At 72.4% G+C, this 15,507-nt stretch carries 10 protein-coding genes and 1 pseudogene; 2 read left to right on the forward strand and 9 right to left on the reverse strand.

The genetic code is table 11. The annotated features are described in order from the left end of the window. Position 1: 1 nt before the first annotated feature. From pgi to tkt, 5 genes are read right to left on the reverse strand one after another with little or no spacing between them, the layout of a single operon-like run. Complete coding sequence (pgi, locus tag ACIQ1J_RS27420; RefSeq protein ID WP_403560892.1) at positions 2-1,666, reverse strand: glucose-6-phosphate isomerase; 1,665 nt, start codon at positions 1,664-1,666, stop codon at positions 2-4. Further along, complete coding sequence (opcA, locus tag ACIQ1J_RS27425; RefSeq protein WP_403560894.1) at positions 1,659-2,594, reverse strand: glucose-6-phosphate dehydrogenase assembly protein OpcA; 936 nt, start codon at positions 2,592-2,594, stop codon at positions 1,659-1,661. Before opcA ends, pgi begins: the two co-directional genes overlap by 8 nt. Continuing rightward, entirely contained in the window at positions 2,591-4,369 is a 1,779-nt protein-coding gene (gene zwf, locus ACIQ1J_RS27430) for a glucose-6-phosphate dehydrogenase (protein ID WP_403560896.1), read from the reverse strand. The genes opcA and zwf overlap by 4 nt, the downstream gene beginning before the upstream one ends. Beyond that, positions 4,366-5,511, reverse strand: a complete 1,146-nt coding sequence (tal, locus tag ACIQ1J_RS27435) for a transaldolase (RefSeq protein ID WP_403560898.1) — start codon at positions 5,509-5,511, stop codon at positions 4,366-4,368. The genes zwf and tal overlap by 4 nt, the downstream gene beginning before the upstream one ends. Positions 5,512-5,553: 42 nt before the next feature. After that, positions 5,554-7,638 (reverse strand): transketolase, encoded by a 2,085-nt coding sequence (gene tkt, locus ACIQ1J_RS27440; protein WP_403560900.1) that lies wholly within the window; start codon positions 7,636-7,638, stop codon positions 5,554-5,556. 156 nt (positions 7,639-7,794) lie between these two features. On the opposite strand from tkt, the gene ACIQ1J_RS27445 reads away from it, so the two are divergent. After that, positions 7,795-8,721 (forward strand): AraC family transcriptional regulator, encoded by a 927-nt coding sequence (locus tag ACIQ1J_RS27445; protein WP_403560902.1) that lies wholly within the window; start codon positions 7,795-7,797, stop codon positions 8,719-8,721. 162 nt (positions 8,722-8,883) lie between these two features. Here ACIQ1J_RS27445 and ACIQ1J_RS27450 read toward each other — a convergent pair whose 3' ends face one another. From ACIQ1J_RS27450 to ACIQ1J_RS27465, 4 genes and pseudogenes are all read right to left on the reverse strand, one after another. Continuing rightward, positions 8,884-10,992, reverse strand: coding sequence for an MMPL family transporter (locus ACIQ1J_RS27450; protein WP_403560904.1), 2,109 nt, complete (start codon positions 10,990-10,992; stop codon positions 8,884-8,886). A gap of 146 nt (positions 10,993-11,138) precedes the next feature. Further along, a complete protein-coding gene (locus ACIQ1J_RS27455) occupies positions 11,139-11,807 on the reverse strand; it encodes a response regulator (RefSeq protein WP_403560906.1) in 669 nt (222 codons plus the stop codon). Continuing rightward, a complete protein-coding gene (locus ACIQ1J_RS27460) occupies positions 11,804-13,000 on the reverse strand; it encodes a histidine kinase (protein WP_403560908.1) in 1,197 nt (398 codons plus the stop codon). The genes ACIQ1J_RS27455 and ACIQ1J_RS27460 overlap by 4 nt, the downstream gene beginning before the upstream one ends. Before the next feature lie 134 nt (positions 13,001-13,134). Next, positions 13,135-13,947: pseudogene (locus ACIQ1J_RS27465) on the reverse strand (IclR family transcriptional regulator); the annotation flags it as partial. A 210-nt stretch (positions 13,948-14,157) separates the two neighbouring features. On the opposite strand from ACIQ1J_RS27465, the gene ACIQ1J_RS27470 reads away from it, so the two are divergent. Continuing rightward, on the forward strand, positions 14,158-15,495 hold the full coding sequence (locus ACIQ1J_RS27470; protein WP_403560910.1) for a 6-phospho-beta-glucosidase: 1,338 nt from the start codon (positions 14,158-14,160) through the stop codon (positions 15,493-15,495). The last annotated feature ends 12 nt before the right edge of the window (positions 15,496-15,507 follow it).

Below are 15,507 nucleotides of genomic sequence, written 5' to 3' on the forward strand. Positions count from 1 at the left end.
GTCAGTGCACTTCCTTCAGTTCACGGTAGACGGCCACCAGCGCGGCCGTGGACGGATCGAGACCGGGCACGTCAGCGCCTTCGGTGAGGGCGGGCTCGACGCGCTTGGCCAGTACCTTGCCGAGCTCCACGCCCCACTGGTCGAAGGAGTCGATGTCCCAGATCGCGCCCTGTACGAACACCTTGTGCTCGTACAGCGCGATCAGCTGGCCGAGGACGGACGGGGTCAGCTCGGCGGCCAGGACGGTCGTGGTGGGGTGGTTGCCCCTGAAGGTGCGGTGCGGCACCTGCTCCTCGGGCACGCCCTCCGCCCGGACCTCCTCGGCGCTCTTGCCGAAGGCCAGCGCCTGCCCCTGGGCGAACAGGTTGGCCATCAGCAGGTCGTGCTGGGCCTTCAGCTCGTCGCTCAGTTCGTCGACGGGCCGGGCGAAGCCGATCAGGTCGGCCGGGATGAGCTTGGTGCCCTGGTGGATCAACTGGTAGTACGCGTGCTGTCCGTTGGTGCCGGGCGTGCCCCAGACCACCGGACCGGTCTCCCACTCCACGGGACGCCCGTCGCGGTCGACCGACTTGCCGTTGGACTCCATGTCGAGCTGCTGGAGATACGCCGTGAACTTCGACAGGTAGTGGCTGTACGGCAGTACCGCGTGCGACTGGGCGCCCATGAAGTTGCCGTACCAGACGCCCAGCAGGCCCAGGACCAGCGGGGCGTTGTCCGGGGCCTCGGTGTTGCGGAAGTGCTCGTCGACGATGCGGAAGCCGTCGAGCATCTCCCGGAAGCGGTCCGGACCGATGGCGATCATCAGGGACAGGCCGATCGCCGAGTCGTACGAGTACCGGCCGCCGACCCAGTCCCAGAACTCGAACATGTTGGCCGTGTCGATGCCGAACGCGGCGACCTTCTCGGCGTTCGTCGACAGCGCGACGAAGTGCCTGGCGACCGCCTTCTCGTCGCCCTTCCCGGCGCCGTCCAGCCCGGCCAGCAGCCAGGAGCGCGCCGAGGTCGCGTTCGTGATCGTCTCGATCGTGGTGAACGTCTTGGACGCCACGATGAACAGCGTCTCCGCGGGGTCGAGGTCCCGGACCGCCTCGTGCAGGTCGGCACCGTCCACGTTCGACACGAACCGGAACGTCAGCGAGCGGTCGGTGAAGGCCCGCAGTGCCTCGTACGCCATCGCCGGACCGAGGTCGGAGCCGCCGATGCCGATGTTGACGACGTTGCGGATGCGCTTGCCGGTGTGCCCGGTCCACTCACCGGAACGGACCCGGTCGGCGAAGTCGGTCATGCGGTCCAGCACGGCGTGCACCTTGGGTACGACGTTCTCGCCGTCGACCTCGATCACCGCGTCCCGAGGTGCGCGCAGGGCGGTGTGCAGGACCGCCCGGTCCTCGGTGAGGTTGATCCGCTCGCCGCGGAACATGGCGTCGCGCAGGTCGAACACGCCGGTGGCGGCGGCAAGTTCCCGCAGCAGGGCCAGCGTGTCGTCGGTGACCAGGTTCTTGGAGTAGTCGATGCGCAGGTCACCGACGCGCACGACGTACCGCTCCGCCCGCCCGGGGTCCGAGGCGAACAGCTCGCGCAGGTCCGGGCGCGTCAGCGCGTCCTTGCGGTGGTCCGCCAGCGCGGTCCACTCGGGCCGCCGGTCGAGCTTCGGGGTGTCAGACATGGACGGGGGTCTCCTTGCCGGCCTCGCCGCGCAGGGCGATGGCGTACATGTCGTCGGCGTCGAGGCGCCTGAGCTCCTCGGCGATGAGTTCGGAGGTCGAGCGGACCTTGAGCGCGAGCGAGCGCGGGGGCTGGTCGGGCAGGGTCATCGTGGCGATCGGTCCCTCGGGCCGGTCGATGACGATCTCGCCGTTCGCGGTGCCGAGGCGGACGGCCGTGACGACCGGACCGTCGGTGATCACGCGGTCGACCCGGACGTGCAGCCGCGCCTCCAGCCAGCGGGCCAGCAGCTCGGCGGCCGGGTTCTCGGCCTCGGCCTCCACGGTCGCCGAGGTCACCGGCACCCGGGCCTGGTCGAGTGCCGCGGCCAGCATGGAGCGCCACAGCGTCAGCCGGGTCCAGGCGAGGTCGGTGTCGCCGGGCGTGTAGGCGCGGACCCGGCGCTCCAGGACCTCCATCGGCCGCTCGACCGCGTACAGGTCGGTGATCCTGCGCTGCGCCAGCGCGCCCAGCGGGTCCCCCGCGGGGTCGTCCGGTGCCTCCACCGGCCACCACACGACGACCGGGGCGTCCGGCAGCAGCAGCGGCAGCACCACCGAGTCGGCGTGCTCGGACACCTCCCCGTACATGCGCAGCACGACCGTCTCGCCGGTGCCGGCCTCGGAGCCCACCCGGACCTCGGCGTCGAGGTGGGAGCGGGTGCGGTCGCGCAGGTTGCGGGGGTGCCGCTTGATGACGACCAGGGTGCGCGAGGGATGCTCGTGCGAGGCCTCCTCGCCCGCCTTGACCGCGTCGTAGGCGTTCTCCTCGTCGGTGACGATCACCAGCGTGAGCACCATGCCCACGGCCGGGGTGCCGATGGCCCGGCGGCCCTGCACCAGCGCCTTGTTGATCTTGCTTGCCGTGGTGTCGGTCAGGTCGATCCTCATGGCCTGCGCCAGCTCCGTCCGTCTCGTGCGAGCATCTCGTCGGCTTCCCGCGGTCCCCAGCCGCCCGAGGAGTACTGCGCGGGCTTCTCGTGCGCGGCCCAGTACCCCTCGATCGGGTCGAGGATCCGCCAGGACTCTTCCACTTCCTGGTGACGGGGGAACAGGTTGGCGTCGCCCAGCAGGACGTCCAGGATCAGCCGTTCGTACGCCTCCGGGCTGGACTCCGTGAACGACTCGCCGTACGCGAAGTCCATGGACACGTCCCGGATCTCCATCGACGTGCCCGGCACCTTGGAGCCGAACCGCACCGTCATGCCCTCGTCGGGCTGGACGCGGATGACGATCGCGTTCTCGCCCAGCTCCTCCGTCGCGGTGGAGTCGAAGGGGGAGTGCGGGGCCCGCTGGAAGACGACCGCGATCTCCGTCACCCGGCGGCCCAGCCGCTTGCCGGTGCGCAGGTAGAACGGGACGCCCGCCCAGCGGCGGTTGTCGATGCCCAGCTTGATGGCCGCGTAGGTGTCGGTGGTGGAGGCCGGGTCGATGCCCTCCTCCTCCAGGTAACCGGGCACCTGCGCGCCGCCCTGCCAGCCGCCCGCGTACTGCCCGCGCACGGTGTGCTCGCCGAGGTCGTCCGGCAGCCGTACCGCCTTCAGCACCTTCAGCTTCTCGGTGAGCAGCGACGCCGCGTCGAAGGAGGCCGGCTCCTCCATCGCGGTCAGGGCCATCAGCTGGAGCAGGTGGTTCTGGATGACGTCGCGGGCGGCGCCGATGCCGTCGTAGTAGCCGGCCCGTCCGCCGATGCCGATGTCCTCGGCCATCGTGATCTGCACGTGGTCGACGTAGGACCGGTTCCAGATCGGCTCGTACATCTGGTTGGCGAAGCGCAGCGCCAGGATGTTCTGGACGGTCTCCTTGCCCAGGTAGTGGTCGATGCGGAAGACCTGCTCGGGGTCGAAGACCTCGTGCACCAGCGCGTTCAGGTCGCGTGCGCTGTCCAGGTCGTGCCCGAACGGCTTCTCGATCACCGCGCGGCGCCAGGAGCCGTCCGGGGCGTCGGTCAGCCCGTGCTTCTTGAGCTGCTGGACGACCTTCGGGAAGAACTTCGGCGGCACCGAGAGGTAGAAGGCGTAGTTGCCGCTGGTGCCGCGGGAGGCGTCCAGCTCCTCGACGGCCTTGCGCAGCTGTTCGAACGCGTTGTCGTCGTCGAAGTCGCCGGGGATGAAGCGCGTGCCCTCGGCGAGCTGCTGCCAGACCTCCTCGCGGAACGGCGTGCGCGCGTGCTCCTTGACGGCGTCGTGCACGACCTGGGCGAAGTCCTGGTTCTCCCAGTCCCGGCGGGCGAAGCCGACCAGGGAGAAACCCGGCGGCAGCAGGCCGCGGTTGGCCAGGTCGTAGACGGCCGGCATCAGCTTCCGGCGGGACAGGTCGCCGGTGACACCGAAGATGACCAGTCCCGACGGGCCCGCGATGCGGGGGAGGCGCCGGTCCTGGGGATCGCGCAGGGGGTTGCTCCAGTCGAGCGGCGCGACGGGTGTCACGGCCTTCGCGTCCATCGCGGCCGGCTTCGCGCCCTTGGCGGCGCCGGCCGCCCCGGACTTCTTCGCGGTCCGGGCGGACCTGGCCGTCCTGGCCGGTTCCGAAGCCGCTGCGGCCCCGGACTCATCGGCCTCCTGGGCGTGCGACGGCCCTGCGGCCTCCTGCGCCGTCCTCGCCTCCTTGGCCTCCTTCGTCGCCTTGGTCTCGTGGACCGTCGTAGCGGGAAGGTCCTCGCTCATTCCCCGTCAACTCCCTTGCTGTCGAGGGACTTCGTCACGGCGTCCAGCAGTTCCTGCCAGGCCGCCTCGAACTTGGCCACGCCCTCCTGCTCCAGCTGCTGCACCACCTCGTCGTACGCGATGCCGAGCCGCTCCACGGCTCCGAGGTCGGCCCGGGCCTGGGCGTAACCACCGGTGACCGTGTCGCCCTGTACGTCACCGTGATCGGCGGCGGCGTCCAGGGTGGCCTCCGGCATCGTGTTCACGGTGCCGGGAGCGACCAGCTCCTCCACGTACAGGGTGTCCCGGAATGCCGGGTCCTTCACCCCGGTCGACGCCCACAGGGGGCGCTGGGGGTTGGCGCGGGCCCCGGCGAGGGCGGTGAAGCGGTCACCGGCGAAGACGTTCTCGTACGCCTCGTAGGCCAGTCGCGCGTTGGCCAGCGCCGCCTTCCCCTTCAGGGCGAGGGCGTCGTCCGTGCCCAGCAGTGTCAGGCGCTTGTCGATCTCGCTGTCGACGCGGGAGACGAAGAAGGAGGCGACGGAGTGGATGCCCGCCAGGTCGAGCCCGGCCGCCTGCGCCTTCTCCAGGCCGGCGAGGTAGGCGTCCATGACCTCGCGGTAGCGCTCCAGGGAGAAGATCAGCGTGACGTTGACGCTGATGCCGGCGCCGATGACCTCGGTGATCGCCGGGAGACCGGCCTTCGTCGCCGGAATCTTGATCATCACGTTGGGGCGGTCGACGAGCCAGGCCAGCTGGCGGGCCTCGGCGATCGTGGCCCGGGTGTCGTGGGCGAGACGCGGGTCGACCTCGATGGAGACCCGGCCGTCCCGGCCGCCGGTGGCGTCGTACACGCCACGCAGCACGTCGGCGGCGGCGCGGACGTCGGCGGTGGTCATCATGCGGACCGCCTCGTCGACGGTGACGCCCCGGGTCGCCAGGTCCGCGAGCTGCTCCTGGTACCCCTCACCGGAGCCGATGGCGGCCTGGAAGATCGACGGGTTGGTGGTGACGCCGACGACGTTCCTCGACTCGACCAGTTCGGCGAGGTTGCCGGACTCGATCCGCCGCCGCGACAGGTCGTCCAGCCAGATGGAGACGCCCGCCTCGGACAGGCGTCGCAGTGCTCCCGCGGTCGCGGTTGCTTCGGTCACAGTGATCATCTTCTCTTTCTGCGGTGTTTTCCGTGGTCGGGTCCGGTCGGCTCAGTCGCGGGCGGCGGCCAGCGACTCCCTGGCGGCGGCGGCCACGTGCTCCGCGGTGAAGCCGAACTCGGTGAACAGGGTCTTGGCGTCGGCGGAGGCGCCGAAGTGCTCCAGGGAGACGATGCGGCCCGCGTCCCCGGTGAACCGGTGCCAGGTGAGCCCGATACCGGCCTCCACGGCCACCCGGGCCTTCACGGACGGCGGCAGCACGCTCTCGCGGTACTCGCGCGGCTGCTCCTCGAACCACTCCACGGACGGCATCGACACCACCCGCGTGGGCGTCCCCTGCGCCTCCAGCGCCTCCCGTGCGGCCACGGCGAGCTGCACCTCGGAGCCGGTGGCGATCAGGAGGACCTCCGGGATGCCGGTGGAGGCCTCGGCGAGGACGTAGCCGCCGCGCGCCGCGTCCGGGTCGGGCTCGTACGTCGGTACGCCCTGGCGGGTGAGGGCGAGGCCGTGCGGGGCGGGGTTGGTGGAGTGCCGCCTGAGGATCTCGGCCCAGGCGGTCGCGGTCTCGTTGGCGTCGGCCGGGCGGACGACGTTCAGACCGGGGATGGCGCGCAGCGCGGCGAGGTGCTCGACCGGCTGGTGGGTCGGGCCGTCCTCACCGAGGCCCACGGAGTCGTGCGTCCACACGTACGTCACCGGCAGCTGCATCAGGGCGGACATGCGCACCGCGTTGCGCATGTAGTCGGAGAAGACCAGGAAGGTGCCGCCGTAGATCCGGGTGTTGCCGTGCAGGGCGACGCCGTTCATCTCCGCGGCCATCGAGAACTCGCGGATGCCGAAGTGGACGGTGCGGCCGTACGGGTCGGCCTCCGGCAGCGGGTTGCCCTCGGGGAGGAAGGAGGACGTCTTGTCGATCGTGGTGTTGTTCGAGCCGGCCAGGTCGGCGGAGCCGCCCCACAGCTCGGGCAGGACCGGTCCGAGGGCCTTGAGGACCTTGCCGGAGGCGGCGCGGGTGGCGACGGACTTGCCGGTCTCGAACACCGGCAGGGCGTCCTCCCAGCCCTCGGGCAGCCGGCCGGCGACCACGCGGTCGAACAGTCCGGCGCGCTCCGGCTGGTCGCCGCGCCACTCGGCGAGCCGCTTGTCCCAGGCGGCGTGCGCCTCGGCGCCCCGGTCCAGGGCCCGGCGGGTGTGGGCGAGGACCTCGTCGGCGACCTCGAAGGACCGCTCCGGGTCGAAGCCGAGGACGCGCTTGGTGGCGGCGACCTCGTCCGCGCCGAGGGCGGAGCCGTGGGAGGCCTCGGTGTTCCGCGCGTTGGGGGCGGGCCAGGCGATGATCGTGCGCATGGCGATGATGGAGGGGCGCCCGGTCTCGGCCTGCGCCGCCGTCAGCGCCGCGTACAGGGCGTGCACGTCGACGTCGCCGCTCTCGGCGGGCTCGACGCGCTGCACGTGCCAGCCGTAGGCCTCGTAGCGCTTGAGCACGTCCTCGGAGAACGCGGTCGCGGTGTCGCCCTCGATGGAGATGTGGTTGTCGTCGTAGAGGAGGACCAGGTTGCCGAGCCTCTGGTGACCGGCCATCGACGACGCCTCGGCGGAGACGCCCTCCTGGAGGTCGCCGTCGGAGACGATCGCCCAGACGGTGTGGTCGAAGGGGGACTCGCCGGCCGGTGCCCCGGGGTCGAAGAGTCCGCGCTCGTAGCGGGCGGCCATGGCCATGCCGACCGCGTTGGCGACGCCCTGGCCGAGCGGCCCGGTCGTCGTCTCCACGCCCGCCGTGTGCCCGTACTCGGGATGGCCGGGCGTCTTCGAGCCGTGCGTGCGGAACGTCTTCAGGTCGGCCAGCTCCACCTCGTACCCGGCGAGGTAGAGCTGCGTGTAGAGGGTCAGCGAGGTGTGGCCGGGGGACAGGACGAAGCGGTCACGGCCGGTCCACTCGGGATCGGCGGGGTCGTGCCGCATCACCTTCTGAAAGATCGTGTACGCCGCCGGGGCCAGGGCCATCGCCGTGCCGGGATGGCCGTTCCCGACCTTCTGCACGGCATCGGCCGCGAGAACTCGGGCGGTGTCGACGGCACGCCGGTCGAGTTCGGTCCATTCGAAGTGGTCCGCGCCGTCCACTGTGTGCGTGCTCATCTTCAAGAGATCCTCGATCGGAGCGAAAAACTGGTCTGACGTGTTCAAACTTAAAAGTCTGACTTTTGAGAGTGAAGGTCGAGGTGTGCCAGCCTGTGGTGAAACTGGGACACGCCCCGGCATCCGGGCGCACGGGTGGGACGGCACGAGAACGACATGGCGGACGAAAACATCCAAGACGGCGGTGGCGGTGGCGGCAGGGGCGGCGACGGAATCAGAACGTTCCCCTTCCCGGTCGATCTCAGCCTCCTCGGCGTCGGCATGCAGGTCGGTCCCATGGGGGCCGGCCGCACCTGGCACGCGCAGGCCCCGCTGCACCGCGTGCACCGCATCGACTTCCACGTCGTCATGCTCTTCACCGGCGGCCCGGTCCGCCACATGATCGACTTCGCCGAGTACGAGGCGACGGCCGGCGATCTGCTGTGGATCCGGCCCGGACAGGTCCACCGCTTCTCGCAGACGAGCGAGTACCGCGGAACGGTGCTCACCATGCAGCCCGGCTTCCTGCCCCGCGCCACCGTGGAGGCCACCGGCCTCTACCGCTACGACCTGCCGCCCCTGCTCCACCCCGACGGGGCGCGGCTCGCCGGGCTCACGGCCGCACTCGACCAGCTGCGGCGCGAGTACGAGGACGCCACCACCCTGCCCCTCAGCCTCCACACCGCCGTACTGCGCCACACGCTGTCCGCGTTCCTGCTGCGCCTCGCGCATCTCGCGGTCAGCTCCGCCGAGGCGGCGCGCCAGGGGCGGGCGGACACGCCGGGCGACACCACCTTCACGCTCTTCCGGGACGCGGTCGAGCGGGGCTTCGCCACCAACCACAGCGTCAGCGCCTACGCCGACGCGCTCGGCTACTCCCGCCGCACCCTCGTCCGCGCGGTGCGCGCCGCCACCGGCGAGACGCCCAAGGGGTTCATCGACAAACGCGTCGTCCTGGAGGCCAAGCGTCTGCTCGCCCACACCGACATGCCGATCGGCCGGGTCGGCGCGGCGGTCGGCTTCCCGGACGCGGCGAACTTCTCCAAGTTCTTCCAGCAGCACACGGACCGGGCACCGGCCGCCTTCCGGGCGGAGCTGCGCTGAGCGCCGCGCCGAGGGGGCCGACGGAGCAAGATAGTTCTCCCGTGGACGTGGCGCATGCGCCGAAGGTGGACGTGGCGCATGCGCCGAAGCGCGCACCGCGACCGCGGTCCCCCCACCCCCGTCGGAGGGACCGCGGCCGGCCGGACCGAGATGGCCGGTGCCTCAGCGGTGCGCCGGTTGCGGTGCGGCCGGGGCGGCGGCCGCCTCCTCGCGCACACCGAACCGCTCGTGCGCCCGGCGCAGCGGCTTCGGAGCCCACCAGGCGTGTCGGCCCAGCAGCGCCATGGTCGCCGGCACCAGCAGCATCCGTACGACCGTGGCGTCGATCAGCACCGCCAGCGTGAGGCCCAGCCCGATCTGCAGGATCGGGGCGAAGCCGCCCGTCATGAAGGCGCCGAAGACCACCGCGAGGAGCAGCGCGGCACAGGTCACCACCCGGCCCGAGCGGCGCAGCCCGGTCACCACGGCCTCCCGGTCGTCAGCGGTCCGCTCCCGGGCCTCGCGCATCCGCGCCAGGATGAACAGCTCGTAGTCCATGGCGAGTCCGAAGGCGATCGCGATGATCAGCGGCGGGGCGGTCAGACTCAGCGCGCCCAGCCCCTCGGCCCCGATCAGCCCGGCGAGATGACCGTCCTGGAACACCCACACGACGGCGCCGAGCGTGGCGGCGAGGCTGAGCAGCGTGGTCGCGATGGTGCGCAGCGGCAGCAGCACCGACCCGGTGAAGGCGAACAGCAGCACGAAGATCCCGGCCAGCACGGTCAGCGCCGCCCAGGGCGCCCGGTCGGCGAGCATCTGCCGGAAGTCGACCAGCTGAGCCGCGGTGCCGGTGACCTGGACAGGGGCGTCGCCGCGTATGTCCCGTACCCGTTCGACCAGTTCGGTGGCGGCCCTGCCGTCGACGGTGCCGGCCGGGGGCAGTTCGAGCACGGTCGTCCCGCCGGGCAGGTCACGGCTCCCGGTGCCCGGCGTGAGCGCGCGGATCCGGTCGGCCGTCGCCGTGTCGGTGCCGGGCCGCAGGGCCACGGTGACCGGCGAGACTCCGGTGCCCGGCGGGAAGTGCGCCTCGACGGCGTCGTACAGCTGCCGGGCCTCGGTGCTCTTCGGGAGCTGCTGCGCGTCGCCGATGTTGATGCGCATGCCGGTGACGGGCAGCGCCAGCACCAGCAGGGCCGGGACGGAGACCGCCAGGACGGCCACGCGCCGACGGGCCGCGAAGCGGGCCAGGCGGGCGAAGAGGCGGCCCTCCTCGCCCTTCGCCGGCACCTTCGCCGGGGCGATCTTCCCGCCGAACCGTGCCAGCAGCGCGGGCAGCAGCGTCAGCGCGGCGAGCATGTCGACGACGACCACCGCGGCCACCGCCAGACCCATGCTGCGCAGGAAGGTACTCGGGAAGACCAGCAGCCCGGCCAGGCTCACCGCCACCGTCAGCCCGGAGAAGAGCACGGTCCGCCCGGCCGCGGCCACCGTGCGGTGCACGGCCTCCACCACGTCGGCGGTGTCCCGACGTTCCTCCCGGAAGCGGACCAGCATCAGCAGGGCGTAGTCCACGGCGAGGCCGAGCCCCAGCATCGTCGTGACCTGGATCGCGTACACGGAGATGTCCGTGAACTGGCTGAAGGCGAACAGGCCCAGGAACGCGCCCGCGATGCCGGCCACCGCGACCAGCAGTGGCAGCCCCGCGGCGCGCAGCCCGCCGAAGATGACCAGCAGCAGCACCAGCACGACCGGCAGCGAGATCAACTCCGCGTTCTTCACGTCCTCCTGGGCCCGCTCGCCGAGCTGTTCGCCCAGCAGCGGCCCGCCGCTGACATGGACCCCGGAGGCGTCGATCCCGTGCAGCCGGTCGGCCGCCGCGTCCACCGCGGCCTCCTCGGCGTCGTCGTCCAGGCCGCCCTGGAAGGTGACGGGCACGATCAGCGCCCGCCCGTCCTCGGCGACCAGGCCGCGGGTGGCGTACGGGTCGGGCACCGCGGCGACGCCCGCGATCTCCCGCAGGTCGGCGACGGCCCTCCGCACCTGGGCACGCACCTCGGGGGCGGAGACGGCGGCGGCCTCGACGACGGCGGTGATCGACTCGCCCGACGGGTCGAGGCCGTCCAGGTACTCGGCGGCGGCCGCCGACTCGGTGCCGGGGACTTCGGGCACGTCGTCGGAGAGCTTTCCGAAGACACCCGTTCCGAGGCCGAACCCGAGCAGCAGGAACACGCCCCACAGGAGCATCACGGTCAGTGGGCGGCGGGTCGCCGCCCGGGCGAGTGTGGACAGCACGGTGCCTCCAGGCAATCGTCAGCCGACTTGGGATGCGTCATTCGGCATCGCCAACAGACTCGTGCCGAGGGCACGGTGCCGGATCGCCGGAGGGAGTGGTTTACGGGACTCGCCCCGACGGGGGAGTCCGCCGCCCGCCTCACCCGTCAGGGGGAGCCCGGAGTCACCAGGCCGGTCTCGTACGCGCAGATCACCGCCTGCACCCGGTCCCTGAGACCGAGCTTGCCCAGCACGTTGCTGACATGGGTCTTGACGGTGTGCTCGCTCACGAACAGGGTCGTGGCGATCTCGGAGTTGGACAGCCCGCGCGCCAGCAGGCGCAGCGTCTCCACCTCGCGGGCGGTCAGCACGTCGAGGCGCTGCGGGGTGACCTCGGCGGTGGCGTCCTCCCGCCGGCGCCGCACGATGTCCGCGACCAGCCGGCGGGTCACCGCCGGTGCCAGCAGCGAGTCGCCGGCCGCGACCACCCGCACCGCGTGCACCAGGTCGTCCCGGCGCACGTCCTTGAGCAGGAAGCCGCTGGCGCCCGCGTACAACGCCTCGTACACGTACTCGTCCAGGTCGAAGGTGGTCAGCATGACGACCTTGCAGGCGGACCGCGCGCACACCCGCCGGGCCGCGTCGAGGCCGTCCATGACCGGCATCCGGATGTCCAGGAGCAGCACGTCGGGCGCGTGCCGCTCGACCGCGGCCACCGCCTCGGCACCGTCACCCGCCTCCGCGACGACCTCGATGTCGGCCTGTGCCTCCAGAATCATGCTGAAGCCGCTGCGGACCAGCTCCTGGTCGTCCGCGACGACCACCCGGATGCTCACCCGAGCGCCGCCCGCCGTCCGGTGGCGACGGGCAGGCGTACGACGACGCGGAAGCCACCGTCCGGGCCGCGGCCCGCGGTGGCCCCGCCCCCGCAGGCGGCGGCCCGCTCCCGGATGCCTATCAGCCCGTGTCCGCCCTCGCCCGGGGCCGACGCGCCCCGTCCGTCGTCCGTCACCGTCAAGGTCACTTCGTCCTCCGCCCAGTCGAGCCCGACCGTCGCGGAGGAAGCGTACGCGTGCTTGACCGTGTTGGTGAGTGCCTCCTGCGCGATGCGGTAGGCGGCGACCTCGGTGTCCGGCGGCAGCGGGCGCGGCTCCCCGGTCACCCGCAACTCCACACGCAGACCGGTCGATTCTCCCACCTGCCGGACCAGGCCGGACAGCGCGGCCACACCCGGCTGCGGCAGGCGTTGCGGTACGGCTGCCGGCTGCTCCTGCTTGAGTACGCCGAGAATACGCCGCAGTTGGGTCATCGCGTCCCGGCCGGCGGTCGCGATAGCTTCGAACGCCGCCTCCGCGCGCGCCGGATCACTGCGTACGACGACCGGTCCCGCCTCGGCCTGCACCACCATCAGGCTGACCGCGTGCGCCAGGATGTCGTGCATGTCGCGGGCGATGCGGGAGCGTTCCTGCGCCATGGCCCGTGCGGTGTCGGCGGCCCGCTCGCGCTCCAACCGCCGGGACCGGTCCTCCAGTTCGGCGGTGTAGGCCCGCTGGGTGCGGGCGAGCGTGCCGAGCGCGTACGCGCACACGATGCTCAGCAGCTGGAAGGCGTACTCGAAGGGCTCGGCGTTTTCCTTGTGGCTGATGGTGACGGCGATCCCGATCAGCCAGCCCGCCAGCATCAGGCGCCGCTGCCAGGGCCGGGCGAGGGCGGCCAGTGTGTAGAGGACGACGAACCCGCCGTACATCAGGTCGGGCGGGGGCGCGTGGTGCAACGCCTGCGTGGGGGTGGCCACGGACACGGCACAGGCGGTGGCGAAGGGCGCCGCGCGCCGCCACACCAGCGGCAGCGCCGTGGCGGCCCCGAGCAGCCAGCCCCGCCAGGTCAGCGGATCGTCGCCCTCGTCGGGGAACAGCCACTGCAGGGAGACGGCGAACAGCACCAGCGCGGCGACGGCCGCGTCGACGGCGTACGGATTCGTCGTACGCAGGCGTGCGGCGACGGAGGCGAGCGGGGACCGGACGGACATGGGCGGCTCCTCGGGGCAAAGGCCGTCCCAGTATCGCGAGGGCTCCGGGGCCGCGTCCTCACCGGTGAGAGGGATTTCCGGTGCCCGGCGGGAGGGCTTGGCCCGCACCGGCCGGTCGGACGCCCCGCGCCGTCCCGCCCCGGTTCCTCCGGCCGCCGCCCCAGCGCCCGGGATATCCCGCGCGCCGCCGGCCGCACCGCGGGGACCAGCGTCGGCACCTGTGCGCCGGCGTGCGGTACGACGACCGAGACGGCCGCGGTCACCGTGCCGTCCGGACCGTGCACCGGAGCCGCCACCGGCCGGGCGCCGTCGGTAACCTGACGGTCACTCACCGCCGCGCCGGTGCGCCGCACCTCGGCCAGCACCCGGCGCAGCCGCACCGGATCGGTGATCGTACAAGGGGTGAAGGAGGCGAGCGGACCCACGCGGTGGGCCTCCTGGAACTCCGGTTCGCCATGGACGAGCAGGGCGAGACCGACGCCGGTGGCGTGCAGCGGCCAGCGGGCGCCGACGCGGATGTGCACGCCGACCGAGGAACGCCCCGCCAGCCACTCGATGGAGACGACCTCGCTGTCGTCCCGCACCGCCAACCGCACGTTCCTATGGGTCGCCTCGTACAGGTCCTCCAGATACGGCAGCGCGACCTGCCGCAGCGGCAGACCGCGCGGGGCGAGTGCGGCGACCTCCCACAGCCGCAGTCCCGCGTGGTAGGCACCCGACTCGTCCCGCTCCAACGCGCCCCATTCGGTCAGCGCCCGCACCAGCCGGTGCGCGGTGGTCAGGCTCAGCCCGGCCCGGCGGCCGATGTCCGTCAGGCACGGCGCCGGGTGTTCGTGGTCGAACGCGGCGAGCACCGACAGCAGCCGTTCGGGCGCGGTGGTGGCGCCCCCGCGCACGGGAGTCCCGCCGCTCGACGAGCGAAGCCGGCAGTGGGGGAGGGCGGTCATGGCCGGGCAACCCCGGATGGGCGATGGCGGAAAGGGGACGGGGCGGGGCTGAGCCGGGGCCGGGACGTCGGCCCGAGCGTACGATGCCGGCCGCGCCCGGCACAGGGGGGCGTGTGGGCTGTGGCGAGCAACTGGGGGCCGGCCCGGTCGGTCCGGCGTGCCATGATCGGCGCCAGGTGGAAGCCGGGGTGGTGACGGAAGGGTGCGGGCATGAGACTGACGATTCTGGGCGGCGGCGGATTCCGGGTGCCGCTCGTGTACGGGGCGCTCCTCGGGGACCGCTCCGAAGGTCGCGTGACGCATGTCGTGCTGCACGATCTGGACACGGCCCGGCTGTCGGCGGTGACCCGGGTGCTGGCCGAGCAGGCCGCCGGGGTGCCGAACGCGCCGGAGGTGACCGCTACGACGGACCTGGACGAGGCGCTGCGCGGGGCCGACTTCGTGTTCTCGGCGATCCGCGTCGGCGGTCTGGAAGGGCGGGCCGAGGACGAACGGGTGGCGCTGGCCGAGGGCGTCCTCGGGCAGGAGACGGTCGGCGCGGGCGGCATCGCATACGGGCTGCGCACCGTCCCGGTCGCCGTCGACATCGCGCGCCGCGTGGCCCGGCTTGCGCCGGACGCCTGGGTCATCAACTTCACCAACCCGGCCGGCCTGGTCACCGAGGCCATGTCCCGGTACCTCGGCGACCGCGTCATCGGCATCTGCGACTCGCCGGTCGGCCTCGGCCGCCGCGTCGCCCGCGTGCTGGGCGCCGACCCGGACCGGGCGTGGATCGACTACGTCGGCCTCAACCACCTCGGCTGGGTACGCGGCCTGCGCGTCGCCGGCCGCGACGAACTCCCGCGGCTGCTCGCCGACCCGGCGCTGCTCGGCTCCTTCGAGGAGGGCCGGCTCTTCGGCCCCGAGTGGCTGCGCTCCCTGGGCGCGATCCCCAACGAGTACCTGCACTACTACTACTTCAACCGGGAGACCGTCCGCGCCTACCAGGAGGCCGACCGCACCCGCGGCGCGTTCCTGCGCGACCAGCAGGCCCGCTTCTACGACGAGATGCGCCGCCCGGACGCCCCGGCCCTCGCGACCTGGGACCGCACCCGCGCCGAGCGCGAGGCCACCTACATGGCCGAGAACCGCGAAGCGGCGGGCGCGGGCGAGCGCGAGGCCGACGACCTGTCCGGCGGATACGAGAAGGTGGCGCTGGCGCTGATGCGCGCCGTCGCCCGCGACGAGCGCACCACGCTGATCCTCAACGTCCGCAACCGCGGCACACTCTCGGTCCTCGACGCCGACGCCGTGATCGAGGTTCCGTGCCTGGTCGACGCGAACGGTGCCCACCCGGTGGCCGTGGCCCCGCTGCCGGGCCACGCCACCGGCCTGGTCTGCGCGGTCAAGGCGGTCGAGCGCGAGATCCTGACGGCGGCCGGGTCCGGCTCCCGCACGGCAGCGGTGCGCGCCTTCGCACTGCACCCGCTCGTCGACTCGGTCAACGTCGCCCACCGCCTCGCCGACGGCTACACGGCCGCCCATCCGGGTCTGGCGTATCTGAGGTAGGGCGGCCGGCCT

Source organism: Streptomyces sp. NPDC097107 (assembly GCF_044762405.1).
GTDB classification, from domain to species: Bacteria; Actinomycetota; Actinomycetes; order Streptomycetales; family Streptomycetaceae; genus Streptomyces; species Streptomyces thinghirensis.

Coding starts and splice junctions, on each gene's coding strand:
- pgi (WP_403560892.1), bottom strand. CDS start 1,666: ATGTCTGACACCCCGAAGCTCGACCGGCGGCCCGAGTGGACCGCGCTG.
- opcA (WP_403560894.1), bottom strand. CDS start 2,594: ATGAGGATCGACCTGACCGACACCACGGCAAGCAAGATCAACAAGGCG.
- zwf (WP_403560896.1), bottom strand. CDS start 4,369: ATGAGCGAGGACCTTCCCGCTACGACGGTCCACGAGACCAAGGCGACG.
- tal (WP_403560898.1), bottom strand. CDS start 5,511: ATGATCACTGTGACCGAAGCAACCGCGACCGCGGGAGCACTGCGACGC.
- tkt (WP_403560900.1), bottom strand. CDS start 7,638: ATGAGCACGCACACAGTGGACGGCGCGGACCACTTCGAATGGACCGAA.
- ACIQ1J_RS27445 (WP_403560902.1), top strand. CDS start 7,795: ATGGCGGACGAAAACATCCAAGACGGCGGTGGCGGTGGCGGCAGGGGC.
- ACIQ1J_RS27460 (WP_403560908.1), bottom strand. CDS start 13,000: ATGTCCGTCCGGTCCCCGCTCGCCTCCGTCGCCGCACGCCTGCGTACG.
- ACIQ1J_RS27470 (WP_403560910.1), top strand. CDS start 14,158: ATGAGACTGACGATTCTGGGCGGCGGCGGATTCCGGGTGCCGCTCGTG.